15 protein-coding genes and 1 tRNA gene are annotated in these 17,332 nt (G+C 64.5%); 7 read left to right on the plus strand and 9 right to left on the minus strand.

The features are described 5' to 3' along the window. Nucleotides 1–30 precede the first annotated feature (30 nt). The 3 genes from ACZK13_RS13245 to ACZK13_RS13255 all read right to left on the minus strand — a co-directional run bounded on the left by ACZK13_RS13245 (nucleotide 31) and on the right by ACZK13_RS13255 (nucleotide 2,224). Nucleotides 31–894, minus strand: coding sequence for a Smlt3025 familytype IV secretion system inhibitor (locus tag ACZK13_RS13245; RefSeq protein ID WP_478481787.1), 864 nt, complete (start codon nucleotides 892–894; stop codon nucleotides 31–33). Nucleotides 895–970: 76 nt separating this feature from the next. Next, the gene (locus tag ACZK13_RS13250; protein WP_478481789.1) at nucleotides 971–1,378 is read right to left on the minus strand and encodes a hypothetical protein; all 408 of its coding nucleotides are present in this window, start codon (nucleotides 1,376–1,378) and stop codon (nucleotides 971–973) included. A gap of 498 nt (nucleotides 1,379–1,876) precedes the next feature. Beyond that, on the minus strand, nucleotides 1,877–2,224 hold the full coding sequence (locus ACZK13_RS13255) for a winged helix-turn-helix transcriptional regulator (RefSeq protein WP_253144280.1): 348 nt from the start codon (nucleotides 2,222–2,224) through the stop codon (nucleotides 1,877–1,879). A 102-nt stretch (nucleotides 2,225–2,326) separates the two neighbouring features. On the opposite strand from ACZK13_RS13255, the gene acuI reads away from it, so the two are divergent. Then, entirely contained in the window at nucleotides 2,327–3,316 is a 990-nt protein-coding gene (gene acuI, locus ACZK13_RS13260) for an acrylyl-CoA reductase (NADPH) (protein WP_478481791.1), read from the plus strand. A 68-nt stretch (nucleotides 3,317–3,384) separates the two neighbouring features. On the opposite strand, the gene ACZK13_RS13265 is transcribed toward acuI, so the two are convergent. Beyond that, entirely contained in the window at nucleotides 3,385–4,119 is a 735-nt protein-coding gene (locus ACZK13_RS13265; RefSeq protein ID WP_229301048.1) for a hypothetical protein, read from the minus strand. A gap of 179 nt (nucleotides 4,120–4,298) precedes the next feature. On the opposite strand from ACZK13_RS13265, the gene ACZK13_RS13270 reads away from it, so the two are divergent. Continuing rightward, nucleotides 4,299–7,052, plus strand: a complete 2,754-nt coding sequence (locus ACZK13_RS13270) for a UvrD-helicase domain-containing protein (RefSeq protein WP_478482523.1) — start codon at nucleotides 4,299–4,301, stop codon at nucleotides 7,050–7,052. 132 nt (nucleotides 7,053–7,184) lie between these two features. Here the strand turns inward: ACZK13_RS13270 and ACZK13_RS13275 are convergent, their stop codons facing one another. Then, nucleotides 7,185–8,516 (minus strand): IS4 family transposase, encoded by a 1,332-nt coding sequence (locus ACZK13_RS13275; RefSeq protein WP_253144285.1) that lies wholly within the window; start codon nucleotides 8,514–8,516, stop codon nucleotides 7,185–7,187. A gap of 609 nt (nucleotides 8,517–9,125) precedes the next feature. Continuing rightward, nucleotides 9,126–9,215: transfer RNA gene (locus ACZK13_RS13280), tRNA-Ser, on the minus strand. Nucleotides 9,216–9,339: 124 nt separating this feature from the next. Between ACZK13_RS13280 and ACZK13_RS13285 the strand changes: the two genes are divergently transcribed. Then, nucleotides 9,340–10,410, plus strand: coding sequence for a DUF4241 domain-containing protein (locus tag ACZK13_RS13285; protein ID WP_253144287.1), 1,071 nt, complete (start codon nucleotides 9,340–9,342; stop codon nucleotides 10,408–10,410). Between the two features lie 81 nt (nucleotides 10,411–10,491). Here the strand turns inward: ACZK13_RS13285 and ACZK13_RS13290 are convergent, their stop codons facing one another. Further along, nucleotides 10,492–11,484, minus strand: a complete 993-nt coding sequence (locus ACZK13_RS13290; protein ID WP_005410175.1) for a LysR family transcriptional regulator — start codon at nucleotides 11,482–11,484, stop codon at nucleotides 10,492–10,494. Nucleotides 11,485–11,606: 122 nt separating this feature from the next. On the opposite strand from ACZK13_RS13290, the gene ACZK13_RS13295 reads away from it, so the two are divergent. Together ACZK13_RS13295 and ACZK13_RS13300 are read left to right on the plus strand one after the other, a co-directional pair. Further along, nucleotides 11,607–12,194 carry an FMN-dependent NADH-azoreductase gene (locus ACZK13_RS13295; protein WP_201116706.1) on the plus strand — a complete coding sequence of 196 codons (588 nt, stop codon included), beginning with the start codon at nucleotides 11,607–11,609 and terminating at the stop codon, nucleotides 12,192–12,194. Between the two features lie 225 nt (nucleotides 12,195–12,419). Next, a complete protein-coding gene (locus ACZK13_RS13300) occupies nucleotides 12,420–12,770 on the plus strand; it encodes an SH3 domain-containing protein (RefSeq protein ID WP_049460795.1) in 351 nt (116 codons plus the stop codon). Nucleotides 12,771–12,912: 142 nt separating this feature from the next. On the opposite strand, the gene serS is transcribed toward ACZK13_RS13300, so the two are convergent. Continuing rightward, on the minus strand, nucleotides 12,913–14,193 hold the full coding sequence (gene serS / locus ACZK13_RS13305; RefSeq protein ID WP_032129791.1) for a serine--tRNA ligase: 1,281 nt from the start codon (nucleotides 14,191–14,193) through the stop codon (nucleotides 12,913–12,915). A 113-nt stretch (nucleotides 14,194–14,306) separates the two neighbouring features. On the opposite strand from serS, the gene ACZK13_RS13310 reads away from it, so the two are divergent. Next, nucleotides 14,307–14,945: an energy transducer TonB gene (locus ACZK13_RS13310; RefSeq protein ID WP_049399657.1), complete on the plus strand. Its 639-nt coding sequence runs from the start codon at nucleotides 14,307–14,309 to the stop codon at nucleotides 14,943–14,945. 119 nt (nucleotides 14,946–15,064) lie between these two features. Further along, nucleotides 15,065–15,637, plus strand: a complete 573-nt coding sequence (locus tag ACZK13_RS13315) for an energy transducer TonB (RefSeq protein WP_032127721.1) — start codon at nucleotides 15,065–15,067, stop codon at nucleotides 15,635–15,637. 348 nt (nucleotides 15,638–15,985) lie between these two features. On the opposite strand, the gene aroA is transcribed toward ACZK13_RS13315, so the two are convergent. After that, nucleotides 15,986–17,293: a 3-phosphoshikimate 1-carboxyvinyltransferase gene (aroA, locus tag ACZK13_RS13320; RefSeq protein ID WP_253144289.1), complete on the minus strand. Its 1,308-nt coding sequence runs from the start codon at nucleotides 17,291–17,293 to the stop codon at nucleotides 15,986–15,988. Nucleotides 17,294–17,332 lie beyond the last annotated feature (39 nt).

The following is a 17,332-nucleotide window of genomic DNA, read 5'->3' on the forward strand; positions in this document are numbered from 1 at the left end:
CCCTGTCCCTTCTCTTCCTTGATTCACCGATCACTGGGACCGGGTGCGCGCGATGACATCCCTGACAACCTCTTCCATACGCTTCCAGTCCTTCAGAAACGCTCTCTTGTAGTCCAGGCTGACGGACAGCTTGTTGTCGATGTCCACGAAATAATGAACGCAGCCGGCTGCCACTTCTCCTGGCTCACTGATCACCTCGCTTCCCTCCAGCCGCACGCCGTCGCGTCGGAATTCCTTGCCGTCACATTTGATGAACGAGCTGATCCGGCCGTCGGCCTGGCGTGCGATGTACCAGTCTCTCTCGTAGGCGGGATTGCGGACAGGCGGCTTCCCGTACCGCGCCTCATGCTTCTTCGCGTACACCACCATCTTCGCTTCATCGATTGCATAGGGCGTCAGACCCAAGGTCTCCGGCTGTGCAACGCGTTGATCGAGACGGTCCCTGGGATCCTCCCTTTCCACAGAGCCCTCCTCCGTGATGGCTTCATTTGACGACAGCCTTGAGAGCAGTGTTTCGACGGGAACCCGATCAACGTAGTTGATCCGAATGGGAATCTCCTTCCGGAAATCATTCGTACGCGGATTGGCCCGGGCACCCGGCGCCGTCGGCTTCATGTCCGGCCACTCGATGACCAGCGTCACACCCTCGCCCGGCCACGGCGCGATCTGGCTGTCCAGGTAGTTGGCCGGAATGCGGAAGGTGTTCGGCCCGAGCTTCGCGTCCACGGGCGCATCGGTATAGGTGTGGCCGTTGATCGTGCGGCCGGTCTGCGTTGTGCCGGACATGGCGGGATTCCTTTCGTGTTCGGTGGACGGTGGCCGTGCACATGCGCTGGCACTCACTGCGATGGCAAGTGCAAGCGGCAGGCAACGGCGGGGGGACATCACGTGCATGGGCATTCCATTGCAGGGTTCCGGCGCCACTATAGGGAAGTGGGTGTCAACGGAACAGGAACCGCATCGCAGCCGTTCACGGCACCATGCAGCGTTCCAGCTGCAGCGACAGGGCCTGGCAGGCGTTGAACAGGCCGTCGACCAGCGCTGCAGACGGGCAGCAGGCGGGATCGTCGCTCTCCCGCGCCACATGCGCGGCATGCAGCAAGGCGATAAGCGCAGTGATGCCCGACGCGCTGCGGGTGGCCAGGGCCAGATCGAAGGCCCGGCCTGGGCTAAGCCGGGTTTCGGTCCAGGGCTGGCCGTCGGCGCGCAGATTGCCGCCATGCCCTTGAAGGTGCGCGAAGAACGCTGAGGGTGCGACGGACTCCGCAGATTCACAGAGAGCGTCTTCGAGCTTCTCGGCCAGGGCCGCGGGAAGATCGCGCACTGCGGTGCCGAGCAGCTCGCGCAGGCGGGGAACGTCAGGGGTACGGTCAGGCATGGCGACAACCTCACGGTGTGGCCACCTGCAGATGCAAGGTGGCGGACGGTGCGGGTTGGCGTGCCGGATACGTAGTACGAAAGCCGACGGGCCCTAAGACCCCCACGCACCGTCCGCCATGAACAGGCAGAAGATGCATTGTCGTGACCGCAACATCAGTTGCAAGCACGATGCCGTGTACTACGTAAGTTCGGGACGCCAATCCCGGCCAGAGCGAGTGCCTTGGCGCGGGCATGATTGCCGCACTGAACCTGCACTGGGAAGCAGGAAAATCCCGCGCGGATACGGTCTTACGCCGGTAGCGTCACGGCATGGCGGGTTATCCATCGACTGATGCACTTCGCCATCAGACGTGCCCGGCTGTTGTGCACTACCCGGCCCCCCTATCCAGCCATATGCGACACATGCACCGAAAAATACACTGACCATTGGTGACAGCTGCCGTTGGCGAAACGGGCATGCGCACGCAGCGAAGGAGCGTACGCGCCTCCTCATCCTTCAGCTGTTGGCATCCGCATTCTTATGGCCGCGATAGGTTTCACCCCACTCGCGCATGGCCAGCAGTACCGGCACCAGCGTGCGCCCGAATTCGGAAAGCTCGTACTCCACCTTCGGCGGCACTTCCGGGTACACGTGGCGGATCACCACGCCGTCAGCCTCCAGTTCCCGCAGCTGGCTGGTCAGCATGGACTGGGTGGCGTTGGGCACACGCCGCGTCAGCTCCATGAAGCGTCGCTTGCCTGTCATCAGGTGAAACAGAATGATCGGCTTCCACACGCCGCCCATCACCGACAGCGTGACTTCCACCGCGCAACCGCTCTTGCCGTCCCAACGCCTGCTACGCATGCATACTCCGGAAAACCATAGTACCTACGGAAAATCATCGTTCTTGTTGCGATAACGGTGCGAGCCTAGCATGGGCTCATCCACTGAACGTGAGACCGCACCATGAGTTTCAAGGCACTGCTGACCCGCAAGACCAACGACGGCGTTTCCACGGAGCTGGTCGATTTCGATGAAGCCAACCTGATGGATGGCGACGTGCTGGTGCAGGTCGAGTACTCCACGCTGAACTACAAGGACGCGCTGGCCCTCACCGGCACGCGCCCGGTGATCCGGACGTTCCCGTTGATCCCTGGCGTCGATCTGGCTGGCGTTGTACTGGAATCGGGCAATGCCGGTTTCCAACCCGGTGACCGCGTGGTGTTGAACGGCTGGGATCTCAGCATGGGCCACCACGGCGGCCTCGCCCAGCGTGCCCGTGTTCGCGGCGAATGGCTCAACAGGATTCCCGCCAACCTGAGCACCCGCGACGCCATGGCCATCGGCACAGCAGGCTATACCGCCATGCTGTGCGTGCTGGCACTGGAAGATGCAGGCGTGACGCCCGGGAAGGGCGATGTGCTGGTCACCGGCGCCAACGGCGGCGTCGGCTCGATTGCGGTGGCGATCCTGTCCAAGCTTGGCTATCGCGTAGTGGCTGCCACCGGGCGACCTGAACACGCCGAGTATCTGCACAGCCTGGGCGCCGCCGAGATCATTGATCGCGCGCAGCTTTCAGCCCCGCGCGAGCGGCCGGTGAGTGCCGAGCGCTGGGCCGGCGTGGTCGATGTGGCGGGCGGCCCTACCCTCGTCAACGCCATTGCCGAGACGAAGTACCGAGGCACCGTGGCCGCCTGCGGGCTTGCGCAGAGTGATGAGCTGCATGGCTCGGTGCTGCCCTTCATTCTGCGCAACGTGACGCTTGCCGGCGTGGATTCGGTGAATGCGCCGCAGGCCATCCGCCAGCGCGCGTGGGATCGTCTTGCCACCGATCTGGACCCGCAGAAGCTGGAAAGCACCGTGCAGTTGATCGGGCTTGCCGGCGTGCTGGACGTCTACGACCAGATCATTCCGGGCAAGGTGCGTGGGCGGATTGTTGTGGATGTGAATGCGTGACGGCAGGCAGTCCCGCGGTGGCACGCTGCCGCCGCGGGGCCGATGCCATGCTGTGCGTCAATGCAGCGCTATTCTGAAACTTCAATCGGCAGCTTGCATTCGCTGCGGAACTTCCCCGCTTTCCGGTCCAGTTCAGCACGTAGCTTCGGAATCTTCGCCAGCTTGCTGCGCATCGTCGCGATGGGCAGCACGCCCTTGGCGTAACTTTCCGTCACACCCAGAGCGTTAGGCGCACCGCGGATGTGCCACACTAGTTTTTCCAGGCCCGTACCGTAAGCCAGCAGCGTATCCAAAGACAGAAAAGCCCTTCCGCCGAGGTTTCCGTTTCGGAGGCGATTCCAGTCCATATTGCCTGTCAGGCTGGTGGAGTAGACCGAAAACTGCTTGTTCGGATCTTCCGACCGATACAGGTGTATCCAGGTGTGTCCGGGATCCTTCGGCTCCTGGCCGATTTCCTTGGCGTCAAAACGGAAACCCATGACCACTACGACCTCAGCCTCTGGAACAGCCTTCTGGCGCGTCGCGTCTTGTGGCCAGTAGTAATTCAGGGTCCAGCTGCTGGCCATGCCAGTGCCGAATGGCGTGCTATTTGACGTCCATTCGTAGGTGTCGCGCGATGCCGTGGCACCCGTTGCTGCGTCCACCTCCCGGGACACACTCCATGTTCCGTCCGCTTCCTCAGTCCAGAAGCCACAGAACAGTGATGGGGTGGACGATTGCGCCGCCGCAGGCAGTGCTGCCAAAGACAGTACAACAGCCAGAAGGCAGTTGCGGCCAGATGTAGAGAACATTCCTGCAGGCATTGGATTCCTTCCCGGGGCGCCATCCACGGAGTAGTCGGAGCCATCCGCTACGGCATGGCGACAGCCTAACCCACTCCGACCACACGGCAACAGTCACGCGCCTGATCAAGCCCCCTTATCATGGGGCTGTAAGGGCACTTTACGCCCAGTGACGTACGCAAGGTAGTATCTGGATGTCTATGGAATGGCGCCCCTCGGGCTGGGGCCAGCGTGTGACCCGCTCGCCGGACTGGCGGCTGCGGCTGGATGGCGAGCATGTCGAGCTTCTGATTGAAGGCCGGCAGTACCGCCAACACATCGATGATGACCAGCGTGTGCGGATTCTTCCGGGCCTGTTCTGGGCCAGGGTTGCGCTGCAGAGCGAGGACGGCGAAACGCTGTCCGTGGACGGCCTGCCCAACGGCCAAGCTTCCCGCCTCGCGGCTGCTGTCCAGCAGGTGCTCTTCGCGCGCACCACACGCGGGCGCAAGGCGCTTTTCGAGGACATCCTGGAGCAGATCCAATCGTGGCTGGCCGAGGCCGACGCCCTCACTGACCGGGGCACCGCCGGCCGCCGCTGGATCACCCACGAACAGCAGCACATCCTGCTGGCCGAGCGCCCCACCCTGCCCTTGTCGCCGGCCGAGCTGGAACGGCTGTTCCTTGATGAGGATGTGCACGACGACCTGCACTCTCATAGCCATCGTGCCGCATTGGATGCCCTGCACGACTGGCAGCTGGATTGGCCCGCCGTATGGGGGGACGCCAATGCGACCATGGCGACGCGGGAGCTGGTGCTGGCCAAGGACTTCCTGGACCGGGTCGAGAGCAAGCCGCTGACCGAGGAACAGTCCCGCGCCGTCATCTGCTTCGACAACCGGGTCCAGGTCGTGGCCGCGGCCGGTTCCGGCAAGACCTCCACCATGGTCGCCAAGGCCGCTTATGCCATTGACCGCGGCTTTGTCGAACCCGAACGCATCGTGATGCTCGCCTTCAACAAGGATGCCGCCAGGGAGCTTGAAGAGCGCGCGCAGCGATCCTTCGACCGGCTCGGCATGGGCGACACCGTGGTTGAAGCCCGGACCTTCCACGCCCTCGGCCTAGCCATCGTCGCCAAGGCCACCGGACGCAAGCCCGACATCCCCGAATGGACCACTGACGCCACATTGGGCTTCAACAAGCTGGCCGAACTGGTGGACGATCTGAAGGATCGCTCGACCCACTTCCGTACCCAATGGGACATGTTCCGCCTGGTGTTCGGGCGCGACCTGCCGCCATTCGGCGCGGAAATGGAGGCCGATGGCTACGACCGCGATGGCACGCCCTACATCCGTACCCTGCAGGGGGAACGGGTGAAGAGCCTGGAAGAGTGCGTCATCGCCGACTGGCTCTTCTACAACGGCGTGACGTACGACTACGAGCGACGCTACGAGTTCGACACCGCGACAGACACCCATCGCCAGTATCGCCCCGACTTCTATTACGCGGACGCCGGGCTGTATCACGAGCACTTTGCGCTGGATGCTGATGGTCAGCCGCCGGAACATGTTTCCGACTATGCCGAAGGCATGCGCTGGAAACGCCAGCAGCATGCAGCGCGCGGCACGGCCCTTGTCGAGACAACCTCATTTGGCCTGCGTAGCGGAGAGGCGCTGCGCCATCTGGCTGAGAAACTGGGCGACTCCAGCGTTGAGCTCGACCCGAACCCCGACCGCGAGCTGCCCGAGCAGGGCGCCAAGCCCATGCCGGACGCTGACCTGATCGGGCTGATGCGCACGTTCATTGCCCACGCCAAGAGCAATTGCCTGACGCTGGATGACATGGCCGAGCGCCTGCGGCAGATGCCCGAAGATCAGTTCAAGGAACGGCATCGGCGCTTCCTGGAGATTGCCAGCCCCGTGTTCCAGGCTTGGGACAACGCACTGGCTGACGAGCACGGCATCGATTTCGAAGACATGCTCAACATGGCGGCCGGACTGCTGGAACAGGACCGCTATGAATCGCCCTACGAACTGGTGATGGCCGACGAATTCCAGGATGCCTCGCGCGCCCGCGCCCGTCTCTGCCGAGCATTGGTCAGTAAACCAGGGCGCTACCTGTTTGCGGTAGGCGATGACTGGCAGTCGATCAATCGCTTCGCCGGCGCCGACGTTTCAGTGATGACCGGATTCCGCGAGTGGATGGGACAGGGCCAGGTGCTAAAACTGGAGCAGACATTCCGCTGCCCGCAGGCGCTCTGCGATGCGTCCAGCCGCTTCATCGGCCGGAATCCAGCGCAGATTGCCAAGACGGTTCGGTCTGCTGCACCGGCGCTGGGCCCGGTGCTGCAGGCCTTCCAGATGACCCGGCGCGAGGAAATGCAGGATGGTGTTCGCCAGTACCTCGCCAGACTGCATCAGCAGTTGTTGTCCGGGGCCTTGCCGCAGGGACACAACGGACGCGTGACGGTGTTTATCCTGGGGCGCTACCGCGCGGATCGCAGCACAGTACCTTCAGACTGGAAGACTGCGTTCGGCAGCACGATGGACGTCGAGTTCCTGACCGCACATCGATCGAAGGGACGCGAGGCGGATTATGTGATTCTGTCCGGGATGGTGAATCGCGGCTTCCCTAGCCTGCGGTCGGATGATCCTGTGCTTTCCCTGGCGATGCCGGATGGGGATACCTATCCGCTGAGCGAAGAGCGGCGGTTGTTCTATGTGGCGCTGACGCGTGCGCGACGGTCGGTTGCGATGTTCACACTGCAGGGGAAGCGTTCGCCGTTCCTCGATGAGCTGGTGAAGGATGGGGCAGTGGAAGTGACGAGCCTGTCTGGCGTCGCCATCAACGAGGAACGCTGCCCGGTGTGCAAGGTGGGCGTGTTTGTGGAGCGGAATGGACCGCACGGGGCCTTCCGGTCGTGCTCCAGCTATCCGTTGTGCCACAACAAGCCGAAGGGTGGGCATCGGGGATGAATGCATCCCGCTACCTCCACGTATGCCCGCCTGCATCAGCGCACACAGGCACCGTCTCGGTTTCGCCCCCGGCATGGTGCGCGCCATGGCGTTTCCGGGAACGAAAAAGCCCCGGCAAGACCGTAATGCTGTTCACTTAAGCGGTGCAGCCTTGCGATCGACGGGATAACGGGTTTTGGAGATCTTCACCGTCCTCGGCGTTGTTGGCCGGGGACGGTGCTCCAGGAAGAGGCTGGCGACGCCGGATCGCAGCTGGGATAAACGCCTTCCGGTAGCCGAAGCGGGTTGTGCCGCCGCCATCACGATCAGCTGCGCGGAGATGTAGTGGCAGGCAGGTTTGAAACGTATCTCCGAGGGTGCGCGCCCGTAGGCAACCGCTGCTTGGCTGGCCTCCCGGCGGATGATGTTGTACGCCAAAAGCAGGCCCCAGACTTCCTGATACACCAGCTCGACGGTCTTGCTGCGCAGGGTGATGGCATTGCGCTGCATTGAGCTTTTAAGGTCCCTGAAACCGAGCTCGATTTCCCAGCGCTCCTGATAGAGCTCGGCTACGGCCTTTGTGCTGTACGTCTCTGCCGGTAGCGAGGTCAGCACCGTTTTCAGCTTGCCCTGATGCTCATAGCTCACTTCGCGCACCCGCCAGTGCGTGGGCAGCGCAGGATTTTTCTTCCGCGCCTGCGCAGAGACGCGCATTTCCAGCAACCGATCATGCGCGTTGTAACGCTCCACTTGCTCAGATGCCAGATGGCTACGCGAGGGCGTGAGCCAGTGCCGCTGATTGCCAGTGCGCGCCAACCCCAACAGCAGATCCGCGCCCCAGAAACCCTTGTCCAACAAGGTAATTGAGCGATCTGGAATCTTCTCGACGAAGTCCTGGGCCAAGCGCATTTCGCCGCGACGATAAGGGCTGAGCCGAGCGTCGAGCATGATGTGCGAGCGCACGTTCATCAGCGCTACCAGCCGCATCAGCGGATAAGGCGTCTGGCGTTCGGTGCCGGTATTGCCAGAGCCAAAATGCGCGCGCAGTTCCGGTGTATCTGCGGTGCGCAACAGAGCACCATCAATGGCCAGAACCTGCAGACCCTGCCAGTCATCGCCGGGGTAGCGCTCGGCTCCCCAATGCTGGCCGCATCTGCGGAAAAGATCCTCCACTGGATCAGCGCCAAGCCGCGCGCGAGCCTGGCTGATGCCGCTGCGTGCAGGCAGATCCAGCGACGCAAGGCCTTGGGCACAGATGTTCAGCCGCCTGGCCACCTCATGCACCGGCTCGTCGCGGAACACGGCCATACCCAGCACCAGCCAAAGCACCTGATCGCTGGGCAGTCTGCGTCTGCGGATTGTGGCCTGCGACGAGAGCTCCAGCGCGCTGGACACCCACTCCACCGGAATGTTCTGGGTGAAGGTGCTCAGGTCGGAGAAATTGAACAGTTCACCAAGGTCGAGCAATTGCTGTTGGACGCCCACAAAAAATCCGATGCCAGGAAACTGGCATCGGATTCTGAGTTGCCCGGCGGCTTAAGTGAACAGCATTACGGCAAGACCGAGGCTTTTGTCTGGAGGGTGGCAAGGTTGCAGGGTATCGAAAGGCCCCCACACGTCCCCGCCGCGCCCTGCTACGGAATAATGCAGCCGTTCAGACGCAAGCATTGCATATAGTTCCGGGTACAGATACTCAGATCTGTACCTGACGCCTCGCATGCAATGTATTGGACCTCGCAGACGGAACAAGGGCCGGGCGCTTTCGCCGTGGCGCTGCTGATTCCAAAGGTCAACGCACAGGCCGCAACAGCAACAGAAAGCTTGAATCCAATCTTCATGCCATGACTCCGTTGGTCGCCCTCCTTGGGCATCCGAAGCCTAGCGCGGGTGGATGGCACATTCAAATTGCCTGGCACCAGCGCCAACGTCAGCGTTTGTGCACCTGGAACGATTACCGTCCTTGAATGAAGCAATTCCCTGTTGGCAGAGGAATGCACCGGTTTATTCGTTTACCTGACCCTCGTGACCGGATGGTTGGCCAGCGAGGGGCATGGATGAAAAAAGCCCCTGTTTCCAGGGGCTCTTTGAAACAACTGGCGGAGAGAGTGGGATTCGAACCCACGGAAGGTTTGACCCTTCGCCGGTTTTCAAGACCGGTGCCTTAAACCGCTCGGCCATCTCTCCAATCGGGTCCCGGTCGCCCGGGCAGCGCCGTATTCTCGCACGTGAAGGGCATTTGCCCAAGACCACCCTTGCCCCCGCCCTTCGCATCCGGCACGGTGGTGCCTTCACTGCAATCGGAGCCCCCATGGCCCACCTCGACCTGGCCAACCTGCGCACCACCCTGCTGGACGACACCCAGCTGGCCGCAGTGGCCCTGCACCGCACCTTGGCCGGCCACCTGCCGGTCAGCAGCGGGCATCTGGTGGTCTGCGATCCGCTGGTCCAGGCCGAGGCGCCGGCGCTGGCCGACTACACCGCTCCTGCGGGCCGGCATCCGGTCGAGATCATCGTGCACAGCGGCCGCCCGGCGCTGGCCGTGGTCTGGTTCAAGCCCCGCGAAGCCCTCACTGCGTCTGCCCTGCACTGGCAGATGGCGCGCTGGACCACGCAGGACCTCACTGGACTGGATGAGGACAGCTTCATTGGCTATCCGGTCGACGCCGGTATCGGTTGCTTCATGGACACCGACACCCAGCAGGCGCTGCTGGCCCTGATCGAACAGGCCGATGGCGACGAAGAGAGTGAATGGCCGGATGCACTGATCGATCACGATGGCCTGGATGAAGGCGCCGAGTACCGCCCCTGGGGCGAAGACTCGCCGCACGGCCTGGTGGTATTCACCAGTGGCTGGGGCGACGGTGTCTATCCCAGCTATTGGGCGCTGGATACGTCCGGCATTCCAGTCGCCCTGGTCACCGATTTCCTGTGCATCGAGGGCGGTGATGGGCGCGACGAGCGCGAGATTGCCGATCAGGCCTATCGCGACAACCTGCCGCCTGCGGAAGCCGAGGCACTGGCGCGGCTGGTGGCCGCCGTGGAGCGCGATGACGCGGAGGCGCTGCGAGCCCTGCTGAAGGATGTGCCGCAGCGCGCCAACCAGATCGAACCGGGCTGTGGCGGCACCGCGCTGTTCGAGGCGATCCGCCTGGACCGTCCGCAGGCATTGCGGGTGCTGTTGCAGAACGGTGCATTGCCGGCGATGCCCGAGCGCCTGCACATGAGCAAGGTGACCAGCTACTTGGATTACGCCCGCTTCCTGAAGAAGCCGCGCAGCGCGGAGCTGATGGCGGTCCTGGAAGCGCCGGTCATTGCCGAGCCCAGGCCAGCCGCACCGCCGCGGCGCAGCTTCTGGGACCGGCTGTTCGGCCGGAAGTGACCGGGGCCGGAAAGCAGCAACGCCGGGCATGGCCCGGCGCTACCGTTTCACAGATCGGCGGTGCAGTTGCGGCCAGGTGCCTCAGCCCGCATCCACTGCCAACGCGCCCAGCGCACTGGCCTTGATCCGCTCCTTGGCCTTTTCACAGGCGCCACCGCAATCCAGGCGCGAGGCCTCCAGCTGCGGCGGCAGGTGCTCGGCCAGGAAGTCGATGAACACGCGCACCGCCGGCAGCAGGCCGCGGCGCGAGGCGAACACGGCGTGACACACGCCCTGCGGCAGCGACCAGTCCGGCAGCACCACTTCCAGTTCGCCGTTGCGCACCGCATCGGCGCACACGGTTTCCGGCAGCATGGTGATGCCGAAGCCGTCCTTCACCATGCTCTGCAGCAGCGGGAAGTCGAAGCCGGCCACGCGCGGCTGCAGGTCGACCCGGCGCACTTCGCCTTCCGGGCCATGCAGCTCCCAGCGCTGGCGTGCTTCGTCTTCGCTGATGCTTAGGGTGACGTGCTGGGTCAGCTCTTCAGGATCCTTCGGCCGGCCGGCGCGATCCAAGTACTTCGGGCTGGCCACCAGCAGTTCCTGCACCTGTCCGAAGCTGCGCATCACCAGGCTGCCATCGTCGTCCAGGCGCGAGCGCACGCGCAGGGCCACGTCGTAGCCTTCATTGATGATGTCCACGCGGCGGTTGCTGATGTTCAACTGCAGGCGCACCTTCGGGTACTGCTCAAGGAACTTGGGCAGCAGCTTGGGCAGCTGCATCTGCGCCAGCGATACCGGCACGCTGGCGCGCACCACGCCGCGCGGTTCCGCGCTGAGGCGGTCCACCACTTCGCGTGCGGCCTGTGCCTCGGCCAGCATCGTCTGCGCGTGGCGGTGCACGCTGGTGCCGACATCGGTGACGGCGAAACGACGCGTGGAGCGCTGCAGCAGGCGAACGCCCAAGTCGGTTTCCAGCTGGCTGATGCGGCGGCTCAGGCGCGACTTGGGGATACCCAGTGCGCGCTCGGCGGCGGCGAATCCGCCATGGTCGACCACCATCGCGAAGTAGTACAGATCATTCAGGTCATGCATGCCCGAGTTCCATATCTAGAACAATACGTGGCATTCAACCACCTTTATTCCGCCTTTGCAACAACCTATCGTTCTCTCCGTCGGCGGCAAGTCCGCCACCTCTCCCGAACATAGGTACTGCCATGAAGCTTCTGCACATCGACGCCAGCGTGCTTGGCGACAACTCCGTCTCCCGCCACCTGACCGCCGCCGTGGTGGCCCAGTTCACGCAGCAGATCGACGGCCTGCAGGTTGATTATCGCGATCTTGACGCCAATCCGGTACCGCATCTGCGCAGCGGATCGCTTGCCAGGACCGACGCTGCCGAAGCCGCCGATGCTGAACAGGTACTCGAGCAGTTCCTTTCGGCCGATATCGTGGTGATCGGCGCGCCGATGTACAACTTCAGCATTCCGTCCACCCTGAAGGCCTGGATCGACCGCGTGGCCGTGGCCGGGCGCACCTTCAAGTACACCGAGAACGGTCCGGTCGGCCTGGCCGGTGGCAAGCGGGTGATCATCGCCAGCAGCCGTGGCGGCATCTACACCGATTCGCCCGCGGACTTCCAGGAGCCGTTCCTGCGCCAGACGTTTGCCTTCTGGGGCATCAACGATGTCGAGTTCGTACGTGCCGAAGGCATCGCCTACTCGCCGCAGCACCGCGAAGACGCCATTGCCGGCGCACTGGCTGCGCTGCCGTCGCACGAAGCGGCCGAGGCCGCCGCGGCGTAACGCGTTCCAGCGTTCGGCGCCGCTCTCTCTCCTCGTCGAGGCGCTGAACGCGGGCCGGGATCCCCTCCCCCATCCCGGCCCACCCTGGCGGCCCCGCTTTGCGGGGCCGTTTTTTTGTGGCGTATGGACTGAGCGCTACGTCATCCACGCATGGCGTGGCTCTACCGCACGTGCGCATGGATACGCTGCCATGCGCGACGCTCACCAGAACGTTAGGCTGGGGCCATGAACTACATCGTGACCACTGCACACCGCAGCGAATTTCCGCACCCGATCACCCTGCGCCGTGGCCAGGCGCTGGTGGTGGGCGAACGTTATGAAGGGCCTGAAGGCTGGGAAGACTGGTTCCTGTGCGAGGCAGAGGGCCAGCAGCCGGGATTCGTGCCCGCGCCGGTGATCGGCCGCGACGCGCAGGGTGGCGCATTTGCCACGGAAGACTACTGTGCGCGCGAACTGGATGTGGATCCCGGGCAGCTGCTGCGTGGCGAGCGCACGCTCAATGGCTGGGCGTGGTGCGTGCCGGAGACGGGCGAACCGGGCTGGGTGCCGTTGGAGAAGGTGCGGGTTGTGGAGTGATCACGGTGGTTCATCCACGCATGGCGTGGATGTAGCCCGCATTGTAGATCCACGCCATGCGTGGATACGGTGCCATGCAAGCATGGCACCCACCAGAGCCGCAGCAGTGCCATGCAAGCATGGCACCCACCCCATCAGGCTATCAGCCGATGGTTTCCAGGCCACCCATGTACGGGCGCAGGGCCTCCGGCACGGTGATGCTGCCGTCGGCGTTCTGGTAGTTCTCCATCACCGCGATCATCGCGCGGCCCACCGCCACGCCCGAACCGTTCAGGGTATGCGCCAGTTCCGGTTTGCCGGTGGCCGGGTTGCGCCAGCGGGCCTGCATGCGGCGGGCCTGGAAGTCACCACAGTTCGAGCACGAGGAGATCTCGCGGTAGGTCTCCTGCGACGGCAGCCAGACTTCCAGGTCGTAGGTCTTCACCGCCGAGAAGCCCATGTCGCCGGTGCACAGCAGCACCTTGCGGTACGGCAGGCCGAGCTTTTCCAGCACCACTTCGGCGCAACGGGTCATGCGCTGGTGTTCGGCGTCGCTGTCTTCCGGGCGGCTGATCGAGACCAGCTCGACCTTCTCGAACTGGTGCTGGCGGATCATGCCGCGCACGTCGCGGCCACCGCTGCCGGCCTCGGCACGGAAGCACATCGAGTGGGCGGTCATGCGCAGCGGCAGGCGTTCGGCATCGACGATCTCATCGCGCACGATGTTGGTCAGCGGTACTTCCGAGGTCGGGATCAGGTAGCGCGTGGAGTCGCCCACGGCGGTCTTGAACAGGTCGTCCTCGAACTTCGGCAGCTGGCTGGTGCCGCGCAGCGAATCGGCGTTGACCAGCAGCGGCACGTTGGTTTCCTCGTAGCCGTGCTCACCGGTGTGCAGGTCGACCATGAACTGCGCCAGCGCACGGTGCAGGCGCGCAATCGGGCCGCGCAGCACGGTGAAGCGCGAACCGGACAGCTTGGCGGCGGTTTCGCCGTCCAGCCAACCGTTGCGGGCGCCCAGTTCGACGTGATCGAGCACCTTGAAGTCGAACTGGCGCGGGGTTCCCCAGCGCGCCTGCTCGACGTTGTCGTTCTCGTCGGCACCGGCCGGCACGTCATCGGCCGGCAGGTTCGGAATGCCCATCGAAATGGCATCGATCTTCTCGCGCAGCTCGTCCAGCGCCACTTCCGAAGCCTTCAGCTCGTCGGCGAAGGCAGCGACCTCGGCCATGATGGCCGAGACGTCCTCGCCCTTGGCCTTGGCCTGGCCGATGGCCTTGGAACGGCTGTTGCGCAGGCTCTGCAGCTCCTGGGTCCGCACCTGGATGCGCTTGCGATCAGCCTCCAGGGACTCCAGGGCAGACACGTCGAGCTCGAAGCCGCGGCTGGTGCGCAGGCGTTCGGCGAGGTCGGCGGGCTGGTGGCGGAGCAGGGCTGGATCAAGCATGGCAGGTGTCGTGGTGGGTATCAGGGATGGGATTATCGCTTGTTATACGGATTTCTGCCGCCCGGTTCATTCCCGGCGTGGCAGAATCGGGCTATTCCGTACTGGTCCGGTCCATGTCTGCACCCCGCTCGTCGTCCGCCAAGTCGTTCACTGTGCATATCCCGCGCAACGCCCTGAAGATCGCCGGCATCGCCTTCGGCGTGGGCGTGCTGCTGTTCGTGCTGGTCTGGCTGACCGGCCGTGACAAGGAGTTCTTCCGCGCCGACCCGGCCGCACAGACCCCGCAGGAAACCGCCCAGGTCGAGCCCCTGCCGGAACCCTTGGCCGCTGCGGCCGGTTCCAGCGACATGCCTGACGCCAAGCCGGCACCGGTGGAGGAAGAAGCGCCGAAGCTGGTCGAAACCGCTCCGCCGCCACCCGCCCCGATCGCCGAGCCGGCCCCGGCCGCCCCGGGCGCTGCGCCGGCTGCGACCAGCAACAGCCAGCCGATGCCGATTGCCGGCCAGTCGCCGCCGCCGTCGTACCCCGCCGCGGCCCTGCGCGCTGGCGAAACCGGCACCGTGGTGGTACGCGTGGATGTGGATGCCACCGGCTATCCCAACAACGCCACGGTGATCCAGCGCAGTGGTTCACGCGACCTCGACCGTGCCGCCACCGACGCCGTGCGGCGCTGGCGATTCACCCCGGCACAGAGCAACGGCCAGGCCGTGCCCGGCAGCATTGAAGTGCCGTTCGACTTCAAGACGCAGTAACTGAACGCTTTCCGGCAGGCAAACTGAACCCTTCCGGTGGCGTTGACGCAGCGCTGACACTTCCCGTCCGTGGCTCGGGCAACACTTCCCACGTCGTCAGTTGACGGAAGGAGTTTGCGATGACCGCCACCACCCATGAAGACCTTCATTCGCCGCAGCTGCAGCAGGATTCCAGCGTGCAGCACAAGCCCACGTCGCCCTGGATGTGGATCGCGCTGATCGTGGCGATGTTTGCGGCCGCCCTGCTGTGGCTGCGCCATTCCAACCAGGAGGATGTGGCGCCGGCACCGGTCGGTGAGCGCATGTTGCCCGCCCCTGAGCAGGCTGCGGTGACCGATGCAGCAGCACCTGCAACGCGCCAGGCCGCCCCGGCCTCCAGCCAGCACAAGACTGCGCCGGTCGCGCGTAATCGCGAAGCACGCCCTCTGGCCAGCAACCGCATGCCCACCTACCCCGCTGCCGCACTGCGCAGTGGCGTGCAGGGCAGCGTGATCGCCAGCCTGAATGTTGATACCCGTGGCAATGTCGCCAACGCTGCGATCGTTTCGCGCAGCGGCGAGCGCAGCCGCGACCTGGACCGTGCGGTGCTGAACACCGTGCAGAACTGGAAGTTCCAGCCTGCGGTGCATGACGGCCGCGCAGTAGCAAGCGTGGTGCGGGTCCCGGTGGATTTCCGTACCGAGCAGCGTTGATCGCGGACGAGGGGTTCGTGATGTTTCGACGGAGGCTTCGGCCTCCGTCTTTTTATGCGGAAAGGCGTGCCGACCAAGGTCGGCACCTACCGGGTGATGTGAGCGTGCCAACCAAGGTTGGCACCCACCGGGTGAGATGAGCGTGCCAACCAAGGTTGGCACCTACCGGGTGAGGTGAGCCTGCCGACCAAGGTTGGCACCTACCGGGTGATGTGAGCCTGCCAACCAAGGTTGGCACCTACCGGGCGATATGAGCGTGCCGACCAAGGTCGGCACCTACCGGGTGATGTGAGCGTGCCAACCAAGGTTGGCACCCACCGGGTTACGTCATCCGCCGGGCGTGGCCGCTCAGGCCAGGTTGAACCCGGCGCTGCGCGCCAGGCCATCGAAGTCCGGGAAGGAGGTGGCGACGTTGGCGATATCGTTGATGCGCACTTCGCCGTCACTGATCTGGCCGGCGATGGCGAAGGCCATGGCGATGCGATGGTCACCGTGGCTTTCGATGGTGCCACTGCCCAGGCGCACGCCGCCGTGCAGGGTGGCGCCGTCTTCGGTTTCATCCACCTGCATGCCCAGCGCGCGCAGGCCGGTGGCCATCGCGGCAAGGCGGTCGGATTCCTTCACCCGCAGCTCGGCCGCACCGCTCACCACGGTCTGGCCTTCGGCGGCCGCAGCGGCCACGAACAGCGCCGGGAACTCGTCAATCATGTCCGGCACCAGTGCTTCCGGAATGCGTGCGCCCTTCAACTGAGCGTAGCGCACCACCAGGTCGGCCACCGGCTCACCGCCCTGCTCGGCCGGATTTTCTTCGGTGATGTCCGCCCCCATCAGGCGCAGCGCGTGCAGCAGGCCGGTGCGGCGCGGGTTCAGGCCGACCTGCTTCAGGCGCAGCTCGGAGCCCGGAATGATGCTGGCAGCCACCAGATAGAACGCAGCCGAAGAGAAGTCCGCCGGCACCACGATGTCAGTCGCGCGCAGGCGCTGACCACCACGCAGGCGTGCTTTACCGGGCGAGAATTCGATGTCCACGCCGAACGCGGACAGCATACGCTCGGTGTAGTCGCGGGTCGGGTGCGGTTCGGTCACCTGGGTTTCGCCCTGCGCGTACAGGCCGGCCAACAGCACCGCCGACTTGATCTGCGCGCTGGCCACCGGCGAGGCGAAGTCGATGCCGTGCAGCGATTGCCCGCCATGCACGTGCAGCGGCGGCGTCCCGTCTTCCTGGGTGTCGATCTTCGCGCCCATCTGCGACAGCGGGCCGGTCACGCGGCGCATCGGGCGGCCGGACAGCGACTCATCGCCGATCAGCGTGCAGTCGAATGCCTGGCCCGCCAGCAGACCGGCCAACAGGCGCATGCCGGTGCCCGCGTTGCCGCAGTCCAGCGGCGCATCCGGCGCCTTCAGGCCGTCGATACCGACGCCGTGCACGATGCGCTGCGACGGGCTGGGGATTTCGATGCGCACGCCCAGCTGGCTGAAGATGCGCGCAGTGGCGCGGGTGTCCTCGCCTTCCAGGAAACCCTCGATATGCGAGGTGCCATCGGCCAGCGCGGCGAACATCACCGAGCGGTGCGAGACCGACTTGTCTCCGGGAATGGTCAGGCTGCCCTGCAGCGGCTGGCCCTTGCGGGCAATCCAGTGTTGCGCGTTGCTCATCGTTCGATCATTCCGTAAACGCCGGCAGCACCGGCGATG

The organism is Stenotrophomonas sp. 99219_Sma (assembly GCF_056480785.1).

Excerpts from the sequence above, each read along its gene's own strand:
- ACZK13_RS13310 (WP_049399657.1), top strand. The coding sequence starts at position 14,307 with ATGTCTGCACCCCGCTCGTCGTCCGCCAAGTCGTTCACTGTGCATATC.
- ACZK13_RS13315 (WP_032127721.1), top strand. The coding sequence starts at position 15,065 with ATGACCGCCACCACCCATGAAGACCTTCATTCGCCGCAGCTGCAGCAG.
- ACZK13_RS13250 (WP_478481789.1), bottom strand. The coding sequence starts at position 1,378 with ATGCCTGACCGTACCCCTGACGTTCCCCGCCTGCGCGAGCTGCTCGGC.
- ACZK13_RS13295 (WP_201116706.1), top strand. The coding sequence starts at position 11,607 with ATGAAGCTTCTGCACATCGACGCCAGCGTGCTTGGCGACAACTCCGTC.
- acuI (WP_478481791.1), top strand. The coding sequence starts at position 2,327 with ATGAGTTTCAAGGCACTGCTGACCCGCAAGACCAACGACGGCGTTTCC.
- ACZK13_RS13265 (WP_229301048.1), bottom strand. The coding sequence starts at position 4,119 with ATGCCTGCAGGAATGTTCTCTACATCTGGCCGCAACTGCCTTCTGGCT.
- ACZK13_RS13270 (WP_478482523.1), top strand. The coding sequence starts at position 4,299 with ATGGAATGGCGCCCCTCGGGCTGGGGCCAGCGTGTGACCCGCTCGCCG.
- ACZK13_RS13300 (WP_049460795.1), top strand. The coding sequence starts at position 12,420 with ATGAACTACATCGTGACCACTGCACACCGCAGCGAATTTCCGCACCCG.
- ACZK13_RS13285 (WP_253144287.1), top strand. The coding sequence starts at position 9,340 with ATGGCCCACCTCGACCTGGCCAACCTGCGCACCACCCTGCTGGACGAC.
- ACZK13_RS13245 (WP_478481787.1), bottom strand. The coding sequence starts at position 894 with ATGCACGTGATGTCCCCCCGCCGTTGCCTGCCGCTTGCACTTGCCATC.
- aroA (WP_253144289.1), bottom strand. The coding sequence starts at position 17,293 with ATGAGCAACGCGCAACACTGGATTGCCCGCAAGGGCCAGCCGCTGCAG.
- serS (WP_032129791.1), bottom strand. The coding sequence starts at position 14,193 with ATGCTTGATCCAGCCCTGCTCCGCCACCAGCCCGCCGACCTCGCCGAA.
- ACZK13_RS13290 (WP_005410175.1), bottom strand. The coding sequence starts at position 11,484 with ATGCATGACCTGAATGATCTGTACTACTTCGCGATGGTGGTCGACCAT.
- ACZK13_RS13255 (WP_253144280.1), bottom strand. The coding sequence starts at position 2,224 with ATGCGTAGCAGGCGTTGGGACGGCAAGAGCGGTTGCGCGGTGGAAGTC.